The sequence below is a fragment of the Dietzia sp. 179-F 9C3 NHS genome, from assembly GCF_045369825.1.
Classification (GTDB): Bacteria; Actinomycetota; Actinomycetes; order Mycobacteriales; family Mycobacteriaceae; genus Dietzia.
Genome location: NZ_JBIQES010000007.1, coordinates 166,788 through 187,119, shown reverse-complemented (window position 1 = coordinate 187,119; position 20,332 = coordinate 166,788). Strand labels below are relative to the sequence as shown.

Annotated in this window: 20 protein-coding genes and 1 riboswitch; of the genes, 7 read left to right on the top strand and 13 right to left on the bottom strand. The window is 71.3% G+C overall.

All coding sequences use genetic code 11. The features are described 5' to 3' along the window. Positions 1–45 precede the first annotated feature (45 nt). From ACH0BZ_RS10680 to ACH0BZ_RS10660, 5 genes are read right to left on the bottom strand one after another with little or no spacing between them, the layout of a single operon-like run. Positions 46–744: a metal-dependent transcriptional regulator gene (locus ACH0BZ_RS10680; RefSeq protein WP_406898264.1), complete on the bottom strand. Its 699-nt coding sequence runs from the start codon at positions 742–744 to the stop codon at positions 46–48. After that, positions 741–1,598, bottom strand: a complete 858-nt coding sequence (locus ACH0BZ_RS10675; RefSeq protein ID WP_406898263.1) for a metal ABC transporter permease — start codon at positions 1,596–1,598, stop codon at positions 741–743. Before ACH0BZ_RS10675 ends, ACH0BZ_RS10680 begins: the two co-directional genes overlap by 4 nt. After that, a complete protein-coding gene (locus ACH0BZ_RS10670) occupies positions 1,595–2,365 on the bottom strand; it encodes a metal ABC transporter ATP-binding protein (protein ID WP_406898262.1) in 771 nt (256 codons plus the stop codon). The genes ACH0BZ_RS10675 and ACH0BZ_RS10670 overlap by 4 nt, the downstream gene beginning before the upstream one ends. Beyond that, entirely contained in the window at positions 2,362–3,288 is a 927-nt protein-coding gene (locus ACH0BZ_RS10665; protein ID WP_406898261.1) for a metal ABC transporter substrate-binding protein, read from the bottom strand. The genes ACH0BZ_RS10670 and ACH0BZ_RS10665 overlap by 4 nt, the downstream gene beginning before the upstream one ends. A gap of 36 nt (positions 3,289–3,324) precedes the next feature. Beyond that, the gene (locus tag ACH0BZ_RS10660; protein ID WP_406898259.1) at positions 3,325–3,801 is read right to left on the bottom strand and encodes a tRNA (cytidine(34)-2'-O)-methyltransferase; all 477 of its coding nucleotides are present in this window, start codon (positions 3,799–3,801) and stop codon (positions 3,325–3,327) included. Positions 3,802–3,855: 54 nt separating this feature from the next. On the opposite strand from ACH0BZ_RS10660, the gene ACH0BZ_RS10655 reads away from it, so the two are divergent. Both ACH0BZ_RS10655 and ACH0BZ_RS10650 read left to right on the top strand, forming a co-directional pair. Then, the gene (locus ACH0BZ_RS10655) at positions 3,856–4,719 is read left to right on the top strand and encodes a bifunctional methylenetetrahydrofolate dehydrogenase/methenyltetrahydrofolate cyclohydrolase (RefSeq protein WP_406898258.1); all 864 of its coding nucleotides are present in this window, start codon (positions 3,856–3,858) and stop codon (positions 4,717–4,719) included. Next, positions 4,716–5,042 (top strand): DUF3017 domain-containing protein, encoded by a 327-nt coding sequence (locus tag ACH0BZ_RS10650; RefSeq protein ID WP_406898256.1) that lies wholly within the window; start codon positions 4,716–4,718, stop codon positions 5,040–5,042. The genes ACH0BZ_RS10655 and ACH0BZ_RS10650 overlap by 4 nt, the downstream gene beginning before the upstream one ends. Before the next feature lie 7 nt (positions 5,043–5,049). Here ACH0BZ_RS10650 and ACH0BZ_RS10645 read toward each other — a convergent pair whose 3' ends face one another. The 3 genes from ACH0BZ_RS10645 to ACH0BZ_RS10635 are packed head-to-tail and all read right to left on the bottom strand — an operon-like array spanning position 5,050 to position 8,004. After that, positions 5,050–5,496, bottom strand: coding sequence for a hypothetical protein (locus tag ACH0BZ_RS10645; protein WP_406898255.1), 447 nt, complete (start codon positions 5,494–5,496; stop codon positions 5,050–5,052). After that, positions 5,487–6,656, bottom strand: coding sequence for a homoserine O-acetyltransferase (locus ACH0BZ_RS10640; protein WP_406898254.1), 1,170 nt, complete (start codon positions 6,654–6,656; stop codon positions 5,487–5,489). The genes ACH0BZ_RS10645 and ACH0BZ_RS10640 overlap by 10 nt, the downstream gene beginning before the upstream one ends. A gap of 13 nt (positions 6,657–6,669) precedes the next feature. After that, positions 6,670–8,004: an O-acetylhomoserine aminocarboxypropyltransferase/cysteine synthase family protein gene (locus tag ACH0BZ_RS10635; protein WP_406898253.1), complete on the bottom strand. Its 1,335-nt coding sequence runs from the start codon at positions 8,002–8,004 to the stop codon at positions 6,670–6,672. 50 nt (positions 8,005–8,054) lie between these two features. After that, a riboswitch (SAM riboswitch) is annotated at positions 8,055–8,169 on the bottom strand. A gap of 162 nt (positions 8,170–8,331) precedes the next feature. Here ACH0BZ_RS10635 and ACH0BZ_RS10630 point away from each other — a divergent pair. The 3 genes from ACH0BZ_RS10630 (at position 8,332) to ACH0BZ_RS10620 (ending at position 12,017) form a co-directional block, all read left to right on the top strand. After that, a complete protein-coding gene (locus tag ACH0BZ_RS10630) occupies positions 8,332–9,549 on the top strand; it encodes an NADP-dependent isocitrate dehydrogenase (protein ID WP_406898251.1) in 1,218 nt (405 codons plus the stop codon). A gap of 45 nt (positions 9,550–9,594) precedes the next feature. Beyond that, complete coding sequence (locus ACH0BZ_RS10625; RefSeq protein WP_406898250.1) at positions 9,595–10,473, top strand: bile acid:sodium symporter family protein; 879 nt, start codon at positions 9,595–9,597, stop codon at positions 10,471–10,473. Positions 10,474–10,826: 353 nt separating this feature from the next. Then, positions 10,827–12,017, top strand: a complete 1,191-nt coding sequence (locus ACH0BZ_RS10620; protein ID WP_406898249.1) for an MFS transporter — start codon at positions 10,827–10,829, stop codon at positions 12,015–12,017. Here the strand turns inward: ACH0BZ_RS10620 and ACH0BZ_RS10615 are convergent. Continuing rightward, positions 11,999–13,381 carry a DUF222 domain-containing protein gene (locus ACH0BZ_RS10615; protein ID WP_406898247.1) on the bottom strand — a complete coding sequence of 461 codons (1,383 nt, stop codon included), beginning with the start codon at positions 13,379–13,381 and terminating at the stop codon, positions 11,999–12,001. The genes ACH0BZ_RS10620 and ACH0BZ_RS10615 overlap by 19 nt on opposite strands. Before the next feature lie 298 nt (positions 13,382–13,679). On the opposite strand from ACH0BZ_RS10615, the gene ACH0BZ_RS10610 reads away from it, so the two are divergent. Together ACH0BZ_RS10610 and trpS are read left to right on the top strand one after the other, a co-directional pair. After that, entirely contained in the window at positions 13,680–14,552 is an 873-nt protein-coding gene (locus tag ACH0BZ_RS10610) for an exodeoxyribonuclease III (protein ID WP_406898317.1), read from the top strand. 228 nt (positions 14,553–14,780) lie between these two features. Continuing rightward, entirely contained in the window at positions 14,781–15,845 is a 1,065-nt protein-coding gene (trpS, locus tag ACH0BZ_RS10605) for a tryptophan--tRNA ligase (protein ID WP_406898316.1), read from the top strand. An 881-nt stretch (positions 15,846–16,726) separates the two neighbouring features. On the opposite strand, the gene ACH0BZ_RS10600 is transcribed toward trpS, so the two are convergent. Genes ACH0BZ_RS10600 through ACH0BZ_RS10585 form a run of 4 tightly spaced genes read right to left on the bottom strand, consistent with a single transcriptional unit; the run spans position 16,727 to position 20,299 of the window. Then, positions 16,727–17,692 carry an RNase H family protein gene (locus tag ACH0BZ_RS10600; protein WP_406898246.1) on the bottom strand — a complete coding sequence of 322 codons (966 nt, stop codon included), beginning with the start codon at positions 17,690–17,692 and terminating at the stop codon, positions 16,727–16,729. Between the two features lie 17 nt (positions 17,693–17,709). Then, positions 17,710–17,976, bottom strand: coding sequence for a hypothetical protein (locus ACH0BZ_RS10595; RefSeq protein ID WP_406898245.1), 267 nt, complete (start codon positions 17,974–17,976; stop codon positions 17,710–17,712). A gap of 41 nt (positions 17,977–18,017) precedes the next feature. Continuing rightward, positions 18,018–19,187: a fatty acid desaturase family protein gene (locus ACH0BZ_RS10590; protein ID WP_406898244.1), complete on the bottom strand. Its 1,170-nt coding sequence runs from the start codon at positions 19,185–19,187 to the stop codon at positions 18,018–18,020. 32 nt (positions 19,188–19,219) lie between these two features. Continuing rightward, complete coding sequence (locus ACH0BZ_RS10585; protein ID WP_406898242.1) at positions 19,220–20,299, bottom strand: flavin reductase family protein; 1,080 nt, start codon at positions 20,297–20,299, stop codon at positions 19,220–19,222. Positions 20,300–20,332 lie beyond the last annotated feature (33 nt).

Here is a 20,332-nt window from a genome sequence, read left to right as displayed (position 1 = left end):
CAGGCCCGAACCGGGGGTTCACCCCGATGTCGGCCTCCCGGGTGGTCAGCTCGGTGTCGCCGGGCAGATCCGGACGCGCACCGCCGCCGCCACCGGCACTCCGAGGCGGACAGTCTCGTCGCCGATCTCCACCTCGACGATCCCCAGTTCGAGCCGGCGCGCGCGGACGAGCACCGGGGTGTCGGGACGCAACCCGATCTCGCCGAGGTGCCGCAGAACCGTCCCGTCCCGGTCCGACACGCGGGTCACCACGCAGCTCTGGCCCTCCGGGACCTCGTCGAGCGGCACGTCACCGAGGGAGTCGAGGTGGCCGTCGCGGGTGGGGATGGGGTCGCCGTGCGGATCGCGGCGGGGATGCCCGAGGAATGCGTCGAGGGCGTCGACGAACCGGTCGGAGACCACGTGCTCGATCGCGTCCGCCTCCGCGTGGACCTCGTCCCAGTCGTAGTCGAGGCATCGGGAGAGGAAGGTCTCGAGGATCCGGTGGCGTCGCACCATCGCCACTGCGAAACCCCGTCCGGCCTCGGTCAGCTCGACCGGTGCGTACGGCCGGTGTTCGGCCAGGCCGAGGGCGGCGAGCCTGCGCACCCCCTCCGTCACCGACGAGGGCGAGGCGCCCAACCGCTCCGCGATCGCCCCGGGCGTCACCGCCTCTCCTCCCGCCCCGAGGGCGTGGACGGCCATGAGGTAGGCCTGGGTGGTGGGCGTGAGGTCGGCGAGATGCCCGGGGTGGTCGTCCGTCATGCAGCCATTGTCCCCGACCACCGCGCCAGTGCACGCGGGAACAGTCCCCGGCGTGGTGCGAACAACTGGGCCAGGGTGAACATGGCGGCCTGGGCCAGGACCACGACCGGCCCGGGCGGGAGGTCGGCGTAGTAGGCGAGGTAGACGCCGGCCACGCCGCCGATCAGGGCGACGACGACGGCGACGATCATCATCCCGCGCATCGTGTCGGTGAGCAGCTGCGCCGTGGCTCCGGGGATGATGAGCGTGGCCACCACGAGGATCACCCCCACCGACTGGACGCCCGACACCGTCGCGGTGGCCAGGGTCACCAGGAGCACCCCGGTCAGGGCGCGAGTCCGTAAGCCCAGGGCGTGGGCGTGCAGGCGGTCGAACGCCACCAGGACGAGGTCGCGGCGCAGGGCGAGCAGGAGCGCTACGGTGATCGCCGCCACCACGAGCACCTGGACGAGTTCGCGGTCGCCCACGCCCAGCAGGCTGCCGAACAGGATGGTGTGCAGGTCCTGCTGGCTGGGGAACCGCGCGATCAGCACGAGGCCGATCGAGAACAAGGCGGTGAACACGATGCCCATCGCCGCGTCCTCGCGGACGGGGCCGCCCTCCCGTACCACCCCGATCAGGGCCACGGCCACCAGCGCGGCGGCGAGAGCGCCCACCGCGAACGGGATGCCGAGCATCGAGGCGATCACGACCCCGGGAAGGACGGCGTGGGAGACCGCGTCGCCCATGAGCGCCCAGCCCATGTGGACGAGCCAGCAGCTCAGGAGCGCCCCCGCGACTCCGGAGGCCACCACCACGAGCAGGGCACGCCGCATGAATCCGTAGACCATGGGGTCGAGCAGCAGGTCGATCATCGTCCCACCCCCGCGGTGGCGGTCGGGGAGGGGGTGGGGTGGCGTGCACCGAGGAGTGTGGCCAGCATCTCGGGCGTCGTGGTCTCCGCGACGGTGCCGTGGGCGACCAGGCGGCCGTCGAGTAGTGCCACCGAATCGGCCAGGCGTTCCACCGTTCCGAGGTGGTGGGTGGACACGAGGGCGGTGCGGCCTTGCGCCGCGAGCTCGCGGAGGACGTCCACGTAGACCTCCTCGCTGCCGGCGTCCATCCCGTTGAACGGTTCGTCCAGCAACAGCAGGTCGGCCTCCTGGGCCAGGCAACGTGCGAGCAGGACCCGCCGCCGTTGCCCGCCGGACAGCTCGCCGATGCGCCGACGCGAGAGGTCGGCCAGGCCGACGCGCTCGAGGCCCGCGTCGGCCGCAGCGCGGTCCGCCGACGACGGGTGGCGCCACGCGCCGAGGAATGGCCGGCGTCCCTGCATCACCACCTCACGGGCGGTGACGGGGAAGCCCTCGTCGATCCCATCGGACTGACCGACGGTGGCGACCCGGCCCGACTTCAGCGCGGCGCGCACCGGCCGGCCGAGCAACCGGACCCGCCCGGCGGCGGGCCGGAGCAGGCCCAGCAGGGCGAGCAGGAGGGTCGATTTGCCGGACCCGTTGGGGCCGAGCAGCACGGTGACGGTGCCCGCCGGAACGGTGAGGGAGAGATCGTCGAGCGCGCGGACGGAGCCGCGGTCCACGGTGAGTCCCGTGACCTCGACGGCAGCGGTGCCCGTCCCGCTCATCGGGAGGACAGTCCCTCGGTGATCAGGTCGAGGTCGTGCCCGACCAGGTCCACGTACGTCGGCACGTCGCCCTCGGGGCCGGAGAGCGAGTCCACGTAGAGCGTCCCCGCGAGCCGGGCGCCGGTGGCACGGGCCACCTGCTGCATGGCCGAGTCCGAGACCGTGGACTCGCAGAACACCGCGGGGACCCGGCGCTCGCGCACCTCGTCGATCAGGCTCGCGACCTGCTGCGGGGTGCCCTGGGCCTCGGTGTTGACGGCCCACAGGTACAGTTCGTCCAGGCCGACGTCCCGGGCGAGGTACGAGAACGCGCCCTCACACGTCACCAGGGTCCGGTGCGCGGGCGGCAGGGCCTCCACCACGCCGGTGGCGCGGGTGTGGAGGGCGTCGAGCTCGGCGCCGAACTCCTCGGCGCGCTCGGTGTACTCGCGCTCGCCCTCCGGGTCCACCCGCGAGAGCGCCGCTGCGATGTTGTGCAGGTAGGTGCGGCCCGCGATCGGCGACATCCAGGCGTGCGGGTTGGGCTTGCCCTCGTAGTCTCCCGAGCGGATCGGCATGGGTTCGACCCCCTCGGAGGCCACCGCGTGCGCGGCGTCGGAGGAGTCGAGGAAGCGGGAGAGCCAGTCGTCCACGCCGAGGCCGTTGCTGATGAGCAGGTCGGCCCCGGCGACACGCTTGAGATCGCCGGAGGTGGGTTCGTATTCGTGGATGTCCGCGCCGGGGCGGGTGATGGACTCCACCGTCACCCGGTCCCCGCCGATCCGCTGCGCCATGTCGGCCAACACGGTGAAGGTCGTGGCGACGAGCGGCTTGTCCGCCTTCTCCCCGTCCCCGGATCCGGTCGACGAGCAGGCGGCGGTCACGGTGGCAACGATGAGCAGGGGCGCGAGGATTCGCAAACCCACGGCACGAAGTTTCGTCATGCTGAAAACTGTATCGTGCAGATTTTGAAAATCCAATCAGCTGCCCCCCGTGAACCCCTGCTGCCGCCACGCCTCGTAGACGGCCACCGCCGCGGCGTTGGAGAGGTTCATGGAGCGGCGGCCCGGGAGTAGTGGGATGCGCACCCTCGCCGTCACGCGCTCGTCCCACAACACGTCCGAGGCGAGCCCGGTGGGCTCCGGGCCGAAGAGCAGGACGTCGCCGGCGGCGAATCGTACCTGGTGAAGGGCGAGGTCGGCGCCGGCGGTGAAGGCCCACATCCGCGCCGGGAGCAGCGCCGCGAAGGCTGCCTCCAGGTCCGCATGCACCACCACGTGGGCCAGGTCGTGGTAGTCCAGGCCCGCCCGGCGCAGGTGGCGCTCGGACAGGTCGAAGCCCAGTGGGCCGGCCAGGTGCAGTTCGCACCCGGCGCCGGCGGACATGCGGATCGCGTTGCCGGTGTTGGGCGGGATGCAGGGTCGGTCGAACAGCACGCGCACGCCCACTCCCGTCATGGGGGACAGCATGGCAGACCGACCGCCCCCGCACGGCGTGGGATACTGGCGGGCGTGACCGCGATCAAGCTGGACGGCAAGCTCACCCGCGACGAGATCGTCGCCGACCTCACCACGCGCGTCGCCGCGCTCCACGAGAAGGGCGTCACGCCCGGCCTGGCGACCGTGCTGGTCGGCGACGACCCCGGCAGCCACTCCTACGTCACGATGAAGCACAAGGACTGCGAGCAGGTGGGCATCGCCTCGATCCGCCGCGACCTGCCCGCCGACACCACGCAGGAGCAGCTCGAGGCCGTGATCGACGAGCTCAACGCCGACCCCGCGTGCACCGGCTACATCGTGCAGCTGCCGCTGCCGAAACACCTCGACGAGAACGCGATCCTCGAGCGGATCGACCCGGCCAAGGACGCCGACGGGCTGCACCCGGTCAACCTCGGCAAGCTGGTGCTGAACGAACCGGCCCCGCTGCCGTGCACGCCCAACGGCTGCATCCACCTACTGCGGCGTTTCGGCGTGGAGCTGGGCGGGGCGCACGTCGTGGTGATCGGTCGCGGCGTCACGGTGGGCCGCCCGATCGGTCTCATGCTCACGCGCCGCAGCGAGAACTCCACCGTCACCCTGTGCCACACCGGCACCCGGGATCTGGCCGCCGAGACCCGCCGCGCCGACGTGATCGTGGCCGCCGCCGGCGTGCCTCACATGCTCACCGCCGACATGGTGGCCCCCGGGGCGGCCGTGCTCGATGTGGGCGTCTCGCGGCTGGACGGCACGCTGGCCGGCGACGTCCACCCGGACGTCTGGGACGTGGCCGGCGCGGTCTCCCCGAACCCGGGCGGCGTCGGCCCGCTCACCCGGGCCTTTCTGCTCGCCAACGTGGTGGAGCGCGCCGAGCGGCTCGCCGGGATCGCGCGCGCGTGACGCGCCCGGCCCCGGACCGCCCGCAGCGCACCCGGCCCGCCCGGCTGCGGTGGTCGCAGATCCGGGCGCAGTGGCCGCTGGCGATGGTGCTCGGCGGGATAGCGGTCGCGCTGGCCTTCGTCGTGCTGGAACGCTGGCGCCGCGGGGCGTTCGTCGTGGGGATCGTCGCCTTGGCCGCCGCGCTCCTGCGCGGCCTGCTCCCGGAGCACCGGGTGCGCTTGCTGGGGGTGCGCAGCAAGGTCTTCGACGTGGGCTTCTACACGGCCCTCGGCGCGGCGATCCTGTGGCTGGCCACCTCGATCGACGCGCTCGGCACGGCGTAACGGGGCGTCAGCGCAGCCGCAGCGGCCGGCCCGCCCGCACGTGTTCGCGCACGGTGTCGGAGAAGAGCAGCATCGCCATGACGACCAGCGCGGCGAGCGAGAGCACGCTGCCCAGGACGGAGACGAAGGTGACCTCGTCGAGCGCGATCCGTGCCACCGAGCTCACGGCGAGCAGCGTCACGGCCACCCCCACCACGGGCAGCGCCGCGCGGCGGGCCCGCCAGAGCAGCGCACCGCCCGCGACGAGCAGCGCGCCGAGGATCAGTGAAAACGCAGCGACCGCGGCCATCGACGCGTAGGGTGCCACGTCGTCGCCGCCGCTCGCGGTGGCCGTGATCCCGAGCACCGTTGCGAAGCCGGTGGCCATGCCGATGATCCCGAAGCCCACGGCGAGCGCCACCAGGCCCACCACGGCGCCGGGGAGGGTGGGGTGGTCCGGCTCCGTCACGCGCATCCTCTCGTCCGGTCCCGAGCGCCCTGCTCGGCCAGTTCGAGGGTACGGGTGAGCATGGGACCGACCACGTCCGACTCGGTGAGGAAGCCGTCGTGGCCGGCCGGACTGTCGATCACCACCAGCGGGTCCGCCCCGGGAAGCAGGTCGGCGAGCTCGGCCTGCTGACGCAGCGGGTACAGGCGGTCGGTGGTGACCCCGCCGATCACGCACGGCACGGGGCACGACCGCAGCGCCGCCTCGACGCCGCCGCGGTCCAGGCCCACGTCGTGGCGATTGAGCGCGTCGGTGAGTAGGACGTACGTGCAGGCGTCGAAGCGCGAGACGAGCTTGCCCGCCTGGTGGTCCAGGTAGGACTGGACCGCGAATCGGCCGGACAGGGACAGGTCCTCGCCGCGCGGCTCCTCGCCGGGCTGGGGACGGTTGGCGAAGCGCTCGTCGAGCTCCTCCTCGCCCCGATAGGTCAGGTGGGCGATCCGGCGGGCGATGCCCAGCCCGGCCACCGGGGTGCGGCCGGTGCCGTGGTAGCCGCCCTGCTGCCAGTGCGGGTCGGAGGTGACGGCCATGATCTGGGCGGTCTGGATGCCGATCTGGTCGGCCGAGGCCCGGGCGCCGACGGCGAGGACACACGCCGCCCCGACCCGGCCCGGGTACGTGACCATCCACTCCAGCGTCCGCGCCCCGCCCATCGACCCGCCCACGACCGCGGCCCAGCGCTGCACCCCCAGCAGGTCTGCGAGCAGGCGCTCGGCCTCCACCATGTCCCGCACGGACAGGGCCGGGAAGCGGGCGCCCCAGTAGTGGCCGTCGGGGTGCAGTGAACTCGGCCCCGTCGACCCTCTACATCCGCCGAGGACGTTGACGGCGAGGATGCAGTAGCGGTCGGTGTCCAGCGGCAGGCCGGGCCCGACGAGCCCGTTCCACCAGCCCGGCGTGGGGTGCAGCGAGTCCACGGGGCCCACCACGTGCGAGTCCCCGGTGAGCGCGTGCTCCACGAGGACCACGTTGGACCGGTCCTCCGCGATCCGCCCCCACCGTTGGACGGCGAGCGTCACCCCCGGCAGGACCACACCCGAGACCAGGGTGAGGTCACCGAGGGCGACGTGGCCGAGGGTGCCGTCGCCCGGGGGCAACAGCGCGAGCGGATCGGAAGAACTGACCATGCGCGGACGTGGGTCAGGCGATCGCCGAGAAGCCGAGCTCGAGGTCGGCGAGCAGGTCGTCGATGCCCTCGATGCCCACCGACAAGCGGATCGTGGCGGGCGTGACCCCGGCACGGGCGTTGTCCTCCGGCGTGCCCTGCGAATGGGTGGTGGTGGCCGGGTGGCACACCAGCGACCGGACGTCACCGATGTTCACCAGGCACGAGTGCAGCTTGAGGGCGTCGATGAACCGCCAGGCACGGTCGCGGACCTCCTCGTCCGAGGCGCCCTCGGGCGAGGCGAGGTCGAAGGTGACGATCGCGCCCGCGCCCTTGGGGGACAGCCGCTGCTGGGTGGCGTGCCACGGCGAGGACGGCAGGCCGGCGAACTGGACCCCCGCCACGTCGTCGCGCGCCTCGAGCCACTCGGCGATCCGCTGCGCGTTGGACACGTGCCGCTCGACGCGCAGGCTGAGGGTGTCGATGCCCTGGGCCAGTGTCCACGCGTTGAACGGTGAGATCGCCGCACCCGTGTCACGCAGGAGGGTCACCCGGGCCTTGAGCGCCAGCGCCGGCGCCCCCAGGTCGGCGTACACCAGCCCGTGGTACGCGGGGTCCGGGGTGGTGAAGGACGGGAAGACGTCCTGGCCGTCGCGCTGCACGCGCCAGTCGAACGACCCGCCGTCGACCAACACGCCACCGAGTGAGGAGCCGTGACCGCCGAGGTACTTGGTGGCCGAGGCCACCACGACGTCGGCGCCCAACTCCAGCGGACGTATCAGGTAGGGCGTGGCGACCGTGTTGTCCACCACCAGCGGTACCTGGTTGCGGTGCGCCACCTCGGCGATCGCCGGGATGTCGAGGACGTCGTTGAGCGGATTGGAGATGGATTCCGCGTAGAACAGCTTGGTGTTGGGCCGCACCGCCGCCTGCCAGGAGGCCGGATCGTCCGGATCCTCGACGAAGGTCGTCTCGATGCCGTACTTGGGCAGCGTGTGGCGCAGCAGGGCGTCGGTACCGCCGTAGAGGCGGGGGGAGGCCACCACGTGACCGCCGGACTGGGTGATCGCCTGGATGGCGGCGGTTTCCGCCGCCTGGCCGGAGGCGAACAGCAGCGCCGCCACACCGCCCTCGAGGGAGGCGATCCGGTCCTCGACCGCGGCGACGGTCGGGTTGGTGATCCGGGTGTAGATGGGGCCCATCTCGGCCAGGGCGAACCGGTCCGCCGCCTGCTTGGCGTCGGAGAAGACGTACGAGGTGGTCTGGTAGATCGGCAGGTTGCGGGCACCGGTGTCGGAGTCCACCGGCTGCCCGGCGTGGATCTGACGGGTCTCGAACGACCAGTCGGGATTGCTGTTGTCGTACGTCATGGGGGCGGTGCCCCTCCTCTCGTGGAAGGGTCCGCCCGCTCCTCGGAGCGGACCCGCGCTTGCCTGCCGTCGGTCCGACGGTGGCCAGGTCGTCTCCCGGGGCACCCCACCGCGGCGGAGGGTTGCCGTCCAGCGAGCCGGGGCTTGATGCTGGAACTCATGACCTGTCGGCGAGGCTAGCCTAAGCGGACCGCGATGCGCAACGCAGGCGGTGGGTGCCGTCTCCTGGCCTTCCGCCGTCGCCGTGCTCGGTAAGGTGAGAGCCACATCACGATCACTGTCGAGCAGGCGCGGGCCCCACAGGGTCGGCGGGAGGAGATGGGGCCGATGTCCAGGATCAAGGTCGAGGGCAAGGTCGTCGAACTCGACGGCGACGAGATGACCCGCATCATCTGGAAGTTCATCAAGGACGAGCTCATCCACCCCTACCTGGACGTGGACCTGGAGTACTACGACCTGGGCATCGAGAACCGCGACGCCACCGACGACCAGGTCACGGTCGACGCCGCGGAGGCCATCAAGAAGCACGGGGTGGGCGTCAAGTGCGCCACCATCACCCCCGACGAGGCGCGCGTCGCGGAGTTCGGCCTCAAGAAGATGTACCGCTCACCCAACGGCACCATCCGCAACATCCTCGGCGGCACGATCTTCCGCGCGCCCATCATCATCTCCAACGTCCCGCGCCTGGTCCCCGGCTGGACCAAACCGATCATCGTGGGCCGCCACGCCTTCGGCGACCAGTACCGTGCCACCGACTTCACGGTCCCCGGCGCCGGCACCGTCACCATCACGTTCACCCCCGAGGACGGTTCCGAGCCGATCGAGCACGAGGTGGTCCGCCTGCCCGAGGAGGGCGGCGTGGTGATGGGCATGTACAACTTCACCAAGTCCATCGAGGACTTCGCCCGAGCCTCCTTCAACTACGGCCTGCAGCACGACTACCCGGTGTACCTGTCCACCAAGAACACCATCCTCAAGGCCTACGACGGCGCATTCAAGGACATCTTCCAGGACGTGTTCGACCGCGAGTTCAAAGACGATTTCGAGGCCAAGGGGCTGACGTACGAGCACCGCCTCATCGACGACATGGTGGCCTCGTCCATCAAGTGGGAGGGCGGCTACGTCTGGGCGTGCAAGAACTACGACGGCGACGTGCAGTCCGACACCGTCGCGCAGGGCTTCGGCTCGCTGGGCCTCATGACCTCGGTCCTGCTCACCCCGGACGGGAAAGTCTGCGAGGCGGAGGCCGCGCACGGCACGGTGACCCGCCACTTCCGGCAGCACCAGGAGGGTAAGCCCACCTCCACCAACCCGATCGCCTCGATCTTCGCGTGGACCCGCGGACTCGAGCACCGGGGCAAGCTCGACGACACCCCGGAGGTCATCGAGTTCGCCCACCAGCTCGAGGACGTGGTGATCAAGACCGTCGAGGACGGCAAGATGACCAAGGACCTCGCGCTGCTCGTCGGCGAGGACCAGGAGTACCTCACCACAGAGGATTTCCTCGCGGCGCTCGACGAAAACCTGCGTGCGGCCCGCGACTGAGCGGACCCGCCGGTCCCGGCCCCGCCCGTGGGTTAGCGTTCACTCATGGATCAGAATCCCCTCATCGACATCGGTCTGCCGATCGCCCTGGCGATCATCATGGTGGGCATCGGCCTCAGCCTGACCAGGGAGGACTTCGCCGTCCAGGCACGCGCCCCGTGGCCGTCGATCGTGGGGCTCGTCGGTCAGCTCGTCCTGGTCCCGCTCGTCGGCATCGGCGTCGCGATGCTCTTCGACGGCATGACGCCGCTGCTGGCGCTCGGCGTGGTCCTCGTGGCGGCCAGCCCGGGCGGGGCCACGTCCAACCTCATCACGTACCTCGCGCGCGGCAACGTCGCGCTCTCGATCATCCTCACCGCGATCGCCTCGGTCGCGGTGATCCTCACGCTGCCGCTGTGGTTCGACGTCGGCGCCCGCATCATCCCGGGCGCAGCCGAGTTCGAGGTCACCGTGCCGCTCGTGCAGACTTTCGGTCTGCTCCTCGGCGTCATCCTCATCCCGGTGCTGCTCGGCATGATCCTCCGGGCCCGCAAGCCGGCTCTCGCCGACCGGATCGAGCGCTTCGTCGGCCTCGTCGGCGCCGTGGTCCTGGTGTTGCTCATCGTGGGCATCGTCATCGGGCAGCGGGACCGGATCGTGGACCTCGTCGTGGCCGTCGGCCCCGCCGTCATCGTGCTCAATCTCGCCGTCATCCTCCTGGGCGGGTTCGTCGCGTGGGCGTGCCGACTGGGGCGGGCCGAGCAGATCGCGATCGCCGTGGAGTTCAGCATCAAGAACACCACGTTGTCCATGCTCATCGCGTTCACGGTGATCGGGAACGAGGAGGTGGGCCTGGCGGCCGCTGTCTACAGCCTCGTCATGTATCTCACGATGGTCGCGCTCGTCTACGGCGGCCGGCGGCTCATGCGGACCGCCACGTCCTGATCGGGGTGGCGCTGATGAACGACACGTGAACCGGGGCAACGTCTGTCGCGCCTGCTGTTGCGTTCGACCAGATCAGCGGCAGAAGGAGCCTCACGGTGCGTGTTCCCCGTTCGTCCCGGCCTGTCCTCGCCCTCGTGGCCGTGGTGGCGATGCTGCTCGCGGTGGTGGTGCCGGGATGGTTGCCGGGCGCCGGTCCCGGTATGCGTTGGGAGGCTCGCCTACGGTGCGGGGGAGTCCGGCGGCCGGTTCTGGCCGTGGCTCGTGGGCGGCGGCCTGCTCGTCGCTCTCGTCGCACTGGGGGCCGTGATCGCCCTCGTCTCTGCAGGGAAGCGGTGATGGCGTAGCCTGCGTCGGTGACCCCGACCCGCCGCCCCTCGCGCCGGCGAGTGCCCCTCGCCCTGGCCGCGCTCGCGCTCGGAGGGTTCGGGATCGGCGTGACCGAGTTCGCGGCCATGGGGCTGCTCCGCGCCATCGCCGACGACTTCGGACTCACCGAGCCGCAGGCCGGCCACGTCATCTCCGCCTACGCGCTCGGTGTGGTCGTGGGTGCCCCGCTGCTCACCGTGTGGACCTCGCGGTGGCGACGCCGCACCCTGCTGCTGGCACTCATGGGCCTGTTCGCCGTGGGCAACGTCGCGGCGGCGTTCGCGCCGTCGGCCGGACTGCTCGTCGCGGCGCGGTTCGTCGCGGGGATCCCACACGGCGCCTACTTCGGGGTGGCCTCCCTCGTGGCGGCGTCGCTCGCCGGGGCCGGGAAGCAGGCGCGGGCGGTGGCGCTGGTGCTCCTCGGGCTGTCGGTGGCCAACGTCGTGGGTGTGCCGGCAGCCACCTGGCTGGGCGAGGCGGTGGGGTGGCAGGTGGCCTTCCTCGCCGTCGGCGCCGTCGGCCTGGTGACGGTGGCGGCGATCGCGACCCTCGTCCCCGAGCCGCCGGGCTCCGGGGACCCCGTCCGCGCCCGGGAGGAGCTCGGCGCGCTGGCCCGGCCCCAGGTCCTGGCGACTCTGGCCGTGGGGTGCGTCGGCTTCGGCGGCATGTTCGCCGTCTACACGTACATCCAGTGGACCATGGTCGACGTGGCCGGGATCTCCTCGCGGTGGATGCCCGCCGTGCTCGCGCTCTACGGCCTCGGGATGGTGACCGGCAACCTCGCCGGCGGCGTGATCGCCGACCGCGACCTCGACCGCGGCCTCGTCGGCACCACGGTGTTCATGATCGCCGTGCTGGCGCTGTTCTCGGTGGCCGCGCGCAACCCGGTGACCGCGCTGGTGGGGCTGTTCCTCGTGGGAACCACCGGCGCGGCGCTCGTGCCGGGCCTGCAGGCGCGGCTCATGGCAGTGGCCGGGCGGGGGCAGACCCTCGCCGCGGCGCTCAACCACTCCGCGCTCAACGTGGCCAACGCGCTCGGCGCGTGGATTGGCGGCGTGGTGATCGCCGCCGACTTCGGATACACCTCACCCGCGCTCGCAGGAGCCGGCCTGGCCGCGCTCGGGCTCGCGATCCTGGCACCGGCGGCCCGGGCGGCGCGTCAGCAGGCCAGCAGGTAACGACCGCGATTCGGCGGCCACACGACATCCGGGGCGACGCTGCCGCGGGCCTCGAGTTCTCGCCAGCGTGCCAGGGGGCCGAAGGGACGGGTGCGCAGCCGACGGCCGGTATCGGTGACGACGGTGAGCGTGCCGTCCCGCGCCAGGTGGTAGTGCCAGGATCCGTGGGTCTTGAACCGGTGATGCCGCCTGCACAGGCACATGAGATTGTGCTCGGCCGTCGGGCCGCCGCGGCTGGGATCGGTGTGGTCGAAGGGGCGAACATGGTCGACGTCGCAGAACTCCGCCCGCACGCTGCAGCCGGGGTGGCGGCAGGTGCCGTCACGCAACCGGATCCGGCGCTTGAGGTCCTCCGCGATGCGGTACGTGCGTGTCCTGGCGCGACGCTCGGCACGGTTGCCGTGGTCCGCCGCCCCAGGGGTCGGATCGACCGATTCGAGGGTAGCGCCGGTGCAGGCTCCGAGAAGCTGCAGGAGCGCGTCCACCGAGGCCGCGCCGCTCCGGGCGAACACGACCCGGCCGGCCGCGGGGCCCCGACCGGCGATGACGGTGACCTGCGGACGGATGATCGGCGCGCGCCCGGGGCCCCCGTCGGATCCCGGGGTCGAGCACGAGGGGGCCGCCGTGTTGACGGCCAGGTGGACCAGGGCATCGGCCAACCGCTCGCCGCGGCTGGTCCCGGCGTCGGGCTCGCGATCCAGGGCGTCGGCGGCGTCGTGCTCGAGGCGTGCGGCGAGGACGGCCCCCTCCGCGGCGGTGAGGGAGGCGTAGAGGGTGCACATCCCGTCCGGCGCCTCGCGGAGCGACACGAAGCGGTCCCGGACCGCCGCCTTCCGGCGCCGGGCGAGAGCCTCGGCATCGAGTTGTTCGATGACCTCGTCGATGAGCGCGTCCACGGCCGCCCGGCCGGGACGCTCGCCGCGATCGAGCCGGTCCAGGTACTCGGAGACTGCGCGGGCCTGGACCGCCGCGATACGGTCGGAGTCGACCGTCGCGAGACGACGGTGGAAGTCGCGGGCGATGCGCTCGTCCATCCGGCCGGCCTCCATGGCCTCCAGCACGGCGGGTAGGCGTCGGACCAGGTCGAGCGAGAAGGCCAGGAACGACTGGGCGCGGCCCACGTTGATGACCAGAGCCTCGGCGAGATCCGCGCGCGCCCGGTCCCACGCGTCCACATGGGACCACGCGGGTCCGGTCCGATCGTCCGCCCCGTCCTCGCGCGCGGCGAAAATCGTGTGCGCGAGGCGGATGCGGCGGGCGCAGGCGCGGCACTCGTCGGCGAACGCGGCACCAGCGGCGGCCATGGCCTCCGCCACCGCCACCGTCTCGCCGGCACCCCGCTCGGCCTCCACGTTCCCGTTCATGTGTTCGAGTAGATCACATGGGTCCGACAGGATGGGTCCGTGCAGTTCAGGGGCCGTCGACCGCCGTGGGAGAGTGTCGGTGCCAGGCCGACCTACGCCACCGTGTTGAGGCGGTCGGGGTGAGCCCTCGACGCTCGCTGCGGATCCGCCGAGGGATTGCGCGCCGGCGGCGGGCAGGGTGGGGAGAGGAGGGAGGTGACGACGAGGCCCGCCCATACGGAGACCAGGACGCGTGCGGCCCCGCCGCCATCGGGCTGTCGGCGGGAATGTCATGGCAATGGATGGAGTCAATCATCGGATGGGGCGGCTGGCTACCCTGGTCGGCGTGAGTCTCACCATTGCTTCGGTCAACGTCAACGGCATCCGCGCCGCGGTTCGCGAGCGCCATGAGCTCAATCGGGGCCTGTTGCCCTGGTTGGATTCGTCGGGGGTGGACGTGGTGGCGATGCAGGAGGTGCGTGCCACGGAGGAGCAGGCGCGCAAGGCGCTCGAGCCTGCGTTGGCGGACGGGTGGAACCTGGTGATCGCGGACTCGGAGTTCAAGGGTCGGGCGGGGGTGGCGTTGTTGTCGCGCGCCGAGCCGCGAGAGGTTCGGATCGGGCATGACGACGACGAGTTCGCCGCCTCCGGCCGGTACATCGAGGCCGAGTTCGACGGTCCCGCGTCCGGCGAGACGGTGACCATCGCCAGTCTGTACCTGCCGTCCGGTTCGGCGGGTACGCCGAAGCAGGACGAGAAGGAGCGTTTCCTGGTGACCTTCCGGCGGTTCCTCGACCTGCGGGCCGAGGCAGTCGCGGCGAGGGACGGTCACGAGATGGTGGTGTGCGGGGACTGGAACATCGCGCATCGCGAAGAGGATCTGAAGAACCACAAGGGCAATCACAAGACCTCCGGTTTCCTACCGCACGAGCGGGAGTGGATGTCAGGGGTCTTCGCGGACGGGTCGGGGTGGACCGACATCGTGCGGCATCGTCGCCCCGACGAGGTGGGGCCCTACTCGTGGTGGTCGCAGCGCGGGAAGGCCTTCGACAACGACGCGGGCTGGCGCATCGACTACCACGTGGTGACCGACGGCCTGGTCGACCGCGCGGTGGCCGACCGGGTGGACCGTGCGGGCGCCTATGATCAGCGCTGGTCGGACCATGCGCCAGTGGTCGTGACCTACGAGTGAGAGGGTCCATACCCGTGACCGGGATGGTGACTTTCGGGGATCGGGTGGACGGCGCGAGTCGTCACTCCACAGCGCCGGCGGCACCCTGAGGTGAGCGCGAACTCGGTTCGGTGCAGACGTGTCGAGCGGAATGACCTTGAGGACTGAGGGCTGCACGTGTTCCGGACGTTCACGAGGCCAGCCCACCACAGCATGGTGCTCACGGAGGTGCGGTTCCGGGTGCGTGACATGATGATGGTCATGCCCGAGACCTCCGCGAAGATCACCCCGGCAGAGTCGAAGCGCCAGCGCGTTCTGTCCGGTATCCAGCCCACCGCAGACTCTTACCACCTCGGTAACTACCTGGGCGCGGTGCGGCAGTGGGTGGAGCTGCAGGAGGAGTACGACGCCTACTACTTCATCCCCGACCTGCACGCGATCACCGTCCAGCAGGACCCCAAGGAGCTGCGCGAGCGCGTCTTCCGCGGCTGCGCGCAGTTGCTCGCGCTGGGCGTGGACCCGCAGCGGTCGGTGCTCTTCGTACAGTCGCACGTGCCCGAGCACGCCGAGCTGGCGTGGGTGCTGGGCTGCCTCACCGGTTACGGCGAGGCCGCGCGGATGACCCAGTTCAAGGACAAGTCGTCCAGGCAGGGTACGGACAACACGACCGTCGGCCTGTTCACCTACCCGGTCCTCATGGCCGCCGACATCCTGCTCTACCGCCCGCACCTCGTGCCCGTGGGCGAGGACCAGCGCCAGCACCTCGAGCTGACCCGAGACCTCGCGATGCGGTTCAACTCGCGCTACAAGAAGACCTTCGTGGTGCCCGAGGGCAAGATCCTCGAGGGCTCGGCCAAGATCTACGACCTGCAGGATCCCACGGCCAAGATGAGCAAGTCGGGCCAGAACCCCAAGGGGATCGTCAACCTCCTCGACGACCCCAAGGTCTCCGCCAAGCGCATCCGTAGCGCCGTCACCGACTCCGGCGGCGACATCCGCTACGACCGCGAGATGAAGCCCGGCGTGTCCAACCTGCTCGTCATCCAGTCGGCGTTCACCGGCCGTCCGGTCGCCGACATCGTGGCCGACTACCAGGCCGCCGGCGCGCAGTACGGGGCGCTCAAGACCGACACCGCCGACGCGCTCGAGGCGTTCGTCACCCCGCTAAGGGGCCGCTTCGACGAGTTCATGTCCGACCGCGCCGAGCTCGAACGCATCCTCGCCGACGGCGCCGAGCGCGCCCGCGCCGTGGCCGGGCCCGTGCTCTCGCAGGTCTACGAGACCGTCGGCTTCACCGCGCCCCGTCGGGGCTGAGCGCCCCGGCTCGGCTACCTCGTTCGTCGGCTGGGGGGTGTAGGGCTCCCGTGAGGTGTCGCCGACGTGATCGAACATCGGCGGGCCGGCGGTGAAGGCGAACCTGGTCACGTGGATCTCGTCCTCGCCTGTGTTCAGATGGAAGCTCTCCAGTCCGGCCTCCGGATCGCCGGTACAGCGGAGGCTGGGATGGTCGATGTAGTGGTGGTGCGCCCAGTTGTTCCCGCCGTTGTACATCCCCTCGGTGGGGCTGGCGACGGGGACGAGGTTCGTCCCGGTGAAATGGAACACCCGGAACTCGCTGTGGCGGTCCGACTCGTGTGACCACACGACCAGCATCGGTGAGCCGTCGCCGGCCAGGTTGTAGGCGCCGTAGAACGCTGCGTGCAGCACCTCGTCGAGGGCCCCGGCTCGCGGTCCTAGTGGGAAGTTTCCCCTTGGCTGCGTCTGCAGTCGTCCCTCGATCCATTCGCCGTCGACCACGGTGGAGATCCGCAGCTCCGGTCCGCCCTCGGCGCTGAGGGCGATGGGTTCGGCGGTGCCGTCGCCGTCGAGATCCACCCAGCCGACGGTCTCACAGGCGTTGCGATAAGACGTGTCGGTCCACTTCGGTTCGCACGGATCACCCTCGCCCCGCGGCAGGGCGGAGGCGGACTCCTGCGGCGCGTCGCCGGCGTCCTCGTCGCCGGGATCGGCGTCGGCCGAGCAGGCGGTCAGGGGCAGCGGTAGCACTGCCAGGGCGGCGAGTGCAGCACGTGTGCGACCACCCCTCATGTGCTGGACTCGATCATCATCGGACCCCCTGGACATTGGAGTATGGCGATTCGTTCACCATAGGGCGTCCGCGCGGGTCGGACAGGGCTTCCGGCGTTCCGGGCAGGTCAGGCCTCGCGGGTGCCCTGCTGGAACGTCTGCCGCCAGTCCCCGCCCGAGCGGACCCACACGGAGCTGCGCAGGATCGTTCCGTCGGCGCCGGTCTCGCGCCACACCAGCAGCACCACGTCCGTGGTGAGTTCGCGGGCCTCGATCAGCTCGAAGCCGGCCTTCTCCGGGGCCGCATCTCCAACCGCCGCGAGCCGGTCGTCCCGCGACCACACCTCACCGCGCGCGCAGACGTGGCGCCACTCCGGGTGCAGGAGGGACTCGAGCGCCGCGCGGTCGGTGCGGACGGCGTCGGTGAGCAGGGAACGCTCGAGGTCGATGACGAGGTCCACGGACGCCCCGTCGGCGCGCGGGGAGTCGCCCGGCGGGCCGAAGTCGCGGACCTCGTCGTCGTCCATCGAGAACAGATCCGGCTCCGCGGCGGGGGGAGCCGCCGCGGAGCGCGCCGAGCCGTCGGCGGTCGGGGGAGCGGCCGGGTCCTCGCCCGCACCCACGGCCGTCGCGCCGGGGAAGCCGGGGCCGGGCCGCGGGGCGCCCTTCGAGGCATGCGCCTGGGCGGCGCCGTTGGCCAGGGCGTCGGCCTTCTCGTTGAGCTCGTGGCCGGCGTGGCCCTTGACCCACTCGAAGGTGACGCTGCGGCCGCGCATCGCCTCGTCGAGGGCCTTCATGATCTCCACGTTGAGCACGGGTTTGCCGTCGCGCTTCTTCCAGCCCTTGCGCTTCCAGCCCGGCATCCATTTGGTGATCGAGTTGATCACGTACTGAGAGTCGCACAGCACGTGCAGCGGCTCGTCCGAGTGCGCGGTCTGGCGCAGCAGGTCGAGCACGGCGGTGAGCTCGCCCTGGTTGTTGGTGCCCCGCGACCAGCCGCCGCAGCGCCAGCGCTCGGCGTCGATGTACCAGGCCCAGCCGGCGGGGCCGGGGTTACCGAGGGCGGATCCGTCTGCGGCGGCGATGATCGTCACGGGGACAGATCCTGCCATCAGCGGGCGTCCGAGTGGCCCTCCGGTCCGCAGTCGGGCTCGGGAAGGGCGCCGTCGCCGACGGACTCCCCGCTCGTCACGGACTGGTCGCGCTTCGCCGCCCGAGCGGCCTCCTGCATCTCGATGCCGTCGCTCACGAAGTCGCCGACCTCGCGGGCGATGGCGCCGATCGCGTCGGTGATGATCACCGCGACGCGCCCGACCAGCGCGGCGCCGGACTGCACGCCCTCCTGGATCTGGTCCTTGCGGCGCTCGAACTCGCTCATGACTTCCCCCTTCGGAACCGTCGGTTCAGACGGTACCCGGCTCAGGCGGCCGCGGTCTCCCGGTGCCGTTCGATGATCATCGCCGGGGCGTCGTCCTCCGTGGGCGGCAGCGGCAGCGCGAGGCGGAACATCTTGACCCACACCGACGCGACCTGCTTCCACAGCGGGCCGGTCGTGTACGGCAGCCCGTAGCGCTCGCAGATGTCGCGCACCTCCTCGGCGATCTCCGGGTACCGGTGCGCGGGCAGGTCGGGGAACAGGTGGTGCTCGATCTGGTGCGAGAGGTTGCCGGTGGCCAGGTGCATGAGCGGGCCGCCGGAGATATTGGCCGAGCCGAGCATCTGCCGCACGTACCACTCGCCGCGGGTCTCCTCGGCGGTCTCCTCTTGCGTGAAGACCTGCGCGCCGGAAGGGAAGTGACCGCAGAAGATCACCGAGAACGCCCAGACGTTTCGGACCAGGTTAGCGGTGAGATTGCCGGCGAAGGTCAGCGGGAACAGCGGCCCGGTGAGCGCCGGGTGCACGATGTAGTCCTTGGTCACCTGGCGGCGGACCTTGTGCCACCAGCCGGCCACGAGACCCTTGACATCGGACCACTTGCGCTTGCCCTTGAGTACGTTCTCGTATTCGAGGTCGTGCAGCATGACGCCCCACTCGAACAACATCATCAATGCGAACGCGTACAGCGGGTTGCCCAGGCGCAGCGGGTTCCACGGTTGCTCGTACTCCATTCGCAGGATGCCGTAGCCGATGTCCCGGTCCATGTCGAGGATGTTGGTGTACGTGTGGTGCATGTAGTTGTGCGAGTGCCGCCACTGGTCGGACGGGCACACGTTGTCCCACTCGAAGCTCGACGAGTGCAGCATGTCGTCGCGCATCCAGTCGTACTGGCCGTGCATGACGTTGTGGCCGATCTCCATGTTGTCGAGGATCTTGGACACGCTCAGCGCGGCGGTTCCGGCGATCCACGCGGGAGGCAGGAAGCCCACGAACATCAGGGCCCGGCCGGCCAGCTCGAGCCGGCGCTGGGTACGCACGACGCCGAGGATGTAGTCGCGGTCGGCGGTGCCGAGGCCGGCCACGACGCGGTCGCGGATCGCGTCGAGCTCGCGGCCGATCGCCTCGACGGACTCGGCGGACAGGACCACCGGCTCGCGGGTGGCGGCGGGCGTGTCGGTGCGGGTGGTGGGGAGGTTCCGGATGAGGGTCATGATGGACTCCTTGACGGGTCTAGTGGGCAGGGTCAGATTTCGATCTCGACGTCGCCGACGGGCGCGGAGACGCAGATCTGGACGCGGCAGCCGGGTTCGGCGTCGACCTCGCCGGTGCGCAGGTCGCGCGTGGCGCCGGAGACACGGACGGCGGTGCAGGTGTGGCAGATACCCATCCGGCAGCCGTGGGCGGGGGACAGGCCGGCGGCCTCGGCTCCCTCGAGGAGAGTGGTGCCCGCGTTGTGCGCGGTCACGCCGCTGGTCAGGTGGGTGACGGTGCCGCCGTCGCCGTCCGGAACGGGGCCGGTGCCGGCGGAGAACCGCTCGCGGTGCACGTCGGCGTAGCGCTCGGCGCCGAGGACCGACTCGAGCCCGACGGCGAGGCCTTCCGGTCCGCACAGGTAGATCTGTGCCCCGGCGTGCCAGGGCGCCACCTGCTCGAGGTGCTCGCGGGTGAGGTGACCCTCCTCGGCGGTTCCGATCATGCGCAGCGCCACGCCGGCCGGCGCGAGCTCACGCAGGCGGTCCGAGAAGGGGACGTCGGCGACGCTACGGGCGTAGTGGATCCAGGCGACGCGGCCGGGCCCGCCGGGCCCGCAGTGGCCCTCGCCGGCGAGCGTCGAGGCGATCGCGAGCATCGGGGTGATCCCGCTGCCGCCGCTGACGAGCAGGACGTCCGCCGGCCGCGCGTCCGGCAGTGCGATCTCGCCGACCGTCGCGCCCAGGAGCAGGCGCATCCCGGGGGCGGCGGAGCGCCACAGGAACTCCGAGACCGCGCCGCCGGGGTGTCGGCGCACGGCGATCGTGGCCAGCCCGTCGGCCCGGGCCGCGGAGTCGACGGGGGAGTAGTGACGGCGATGGACCACGCCGTCGATCACCACGCCGATCCCGAGCGCGCCACCCGGGGCGGGGCGCTCGACCCCCGCGGGCAGGCGCAGGGTGAGGACGGTGACGTCGGTGACGGGCCGGTCGACGGCCACAACGGTGGCGCCGGTCGGGTCGTCGGGCAGGGTCACGCCGAGCGAGCGCGCGTAGTGCTCGGGGGCGTGCGGGGTGAGCAGGGTTCGGGTGAGACCTCGCGAGAAGAGGCTGCTCAGGGACGGTGCGGTCATGGTGGACCTCCGTGAGGAGTGTGGGTCGGCGTG

Coding starts and splice junctions, on each gene's coding strand:
- ACH0BZ_RS10680 (WP_406898264.1), bottom strand. CDS start 744: ATGACGGACGACCACCCCGGGCATCTCGCCGACCTCACGCCCACCACC.
- ACH0BZ_RS10675 (WP_406898263.1), bottom strand. CDS start 1,598: ATGATCGACCTGCTGCTCGACCCCATGGTCTACGGATTCATGCGGCGT.
- ACH0BZ_RS10670 (WP_406898262.1), bottom strand. CDS start 2,365: ATGAGCGGGACGGGCACCGCTGCCGTCGAGGTCACGGGACTCACCGTG.
- ACH0BZ_RS10665 (WP_406898261.1), bottom strand. CDS start 3,288: ATGACGAAACTTCGTGCCGTGGGTTTGCGAATCCTCGCGCCCCTGCTC.
- ACH0BZ_RS10660 (WP_406898259.1), bottom strand. CDS start 3,801: ATGACGGGAGTGGGCGTGCGCGTGCTGTTCGACCGACCCTGCATCCCG.
- ACH0BZ_RS10645 (WP_406898255.1), bottom strand. CDS start 5,496: ATGCGCGTGACGGAGCCGGACCACCCCACCCTCCCCGGCGCCGTGGTG.
- ACH0BZ_RS10640 (WP_406898254.1), bottom strand. CDS start 6,656: ATGGTCAGTTCTTCCGATCCGCTCGCGCTGTTGCCCCCGGGCGACGGC.
- ACH0BZ_RS10635 (WP_406898253.1), bottom strand. CDS start 8,004: ATGACGTACGACAACAGCAATCCCGACTGGTCGTTCGAGACCCGTCAG.
- ACH0BZ_RS10630 (WP_406898251.1), top strand. CDS start 8,332: ATGTCCAGGATCAAGGTCGAGGGCAAGGTCGTCGAACTCGACGGCGAC.
- ACH0BZ_RS10625 (WP_406898250.1), top strand. CDS start 9,595: ATGGATCAGAATCCCCTCATCGACATCGGTCTGCCGATCGCCCTGGCG.
- ACH0BZ_RS10615 (WP_406898247.1), bottom strand. CDS start 13,381: ATGAACGGGAACGTGGAGGCCGAGCGGGGTGCCGGCGAGACGGTGGCG.
- ACH0BZ_RS10610 (WP_406898317.1), top strand. CDS start 13,680: ATGGGGCGGCTGGCTACCCTGGTCGGCGTGAGTCTCACCATTGCTTCG.
- trpS (WP_406898316.1), top strand. CDS start 14,781: ATGATGATGGTCATGCCCGAGACCTCCGCGAAGATCACCCCGGCAGAG.
- ACH0BZ_RS10595 (WP_406898245.1), bottom strand. CDS start 17,976: ATGAGCGAGTTCGAGCGCCGCAAGGACCAGATCCAGGAGGGCGTGCAG.
- ACH0BZ_RS10590 (WP_406898244.1), bottom strand. CDS start 19,187: ATGACCCTCATCCGGAACCTCCCCACCACCCGCACCGACACGCCCGCC.
- ACH0BZ_RS10585 (WP_406898242.1), bottom strand. CDS start 20,299: ATGACCGCACCGTCCCTGAGCAGCCTCTTCTCGCGAGGTCTCACCCGA.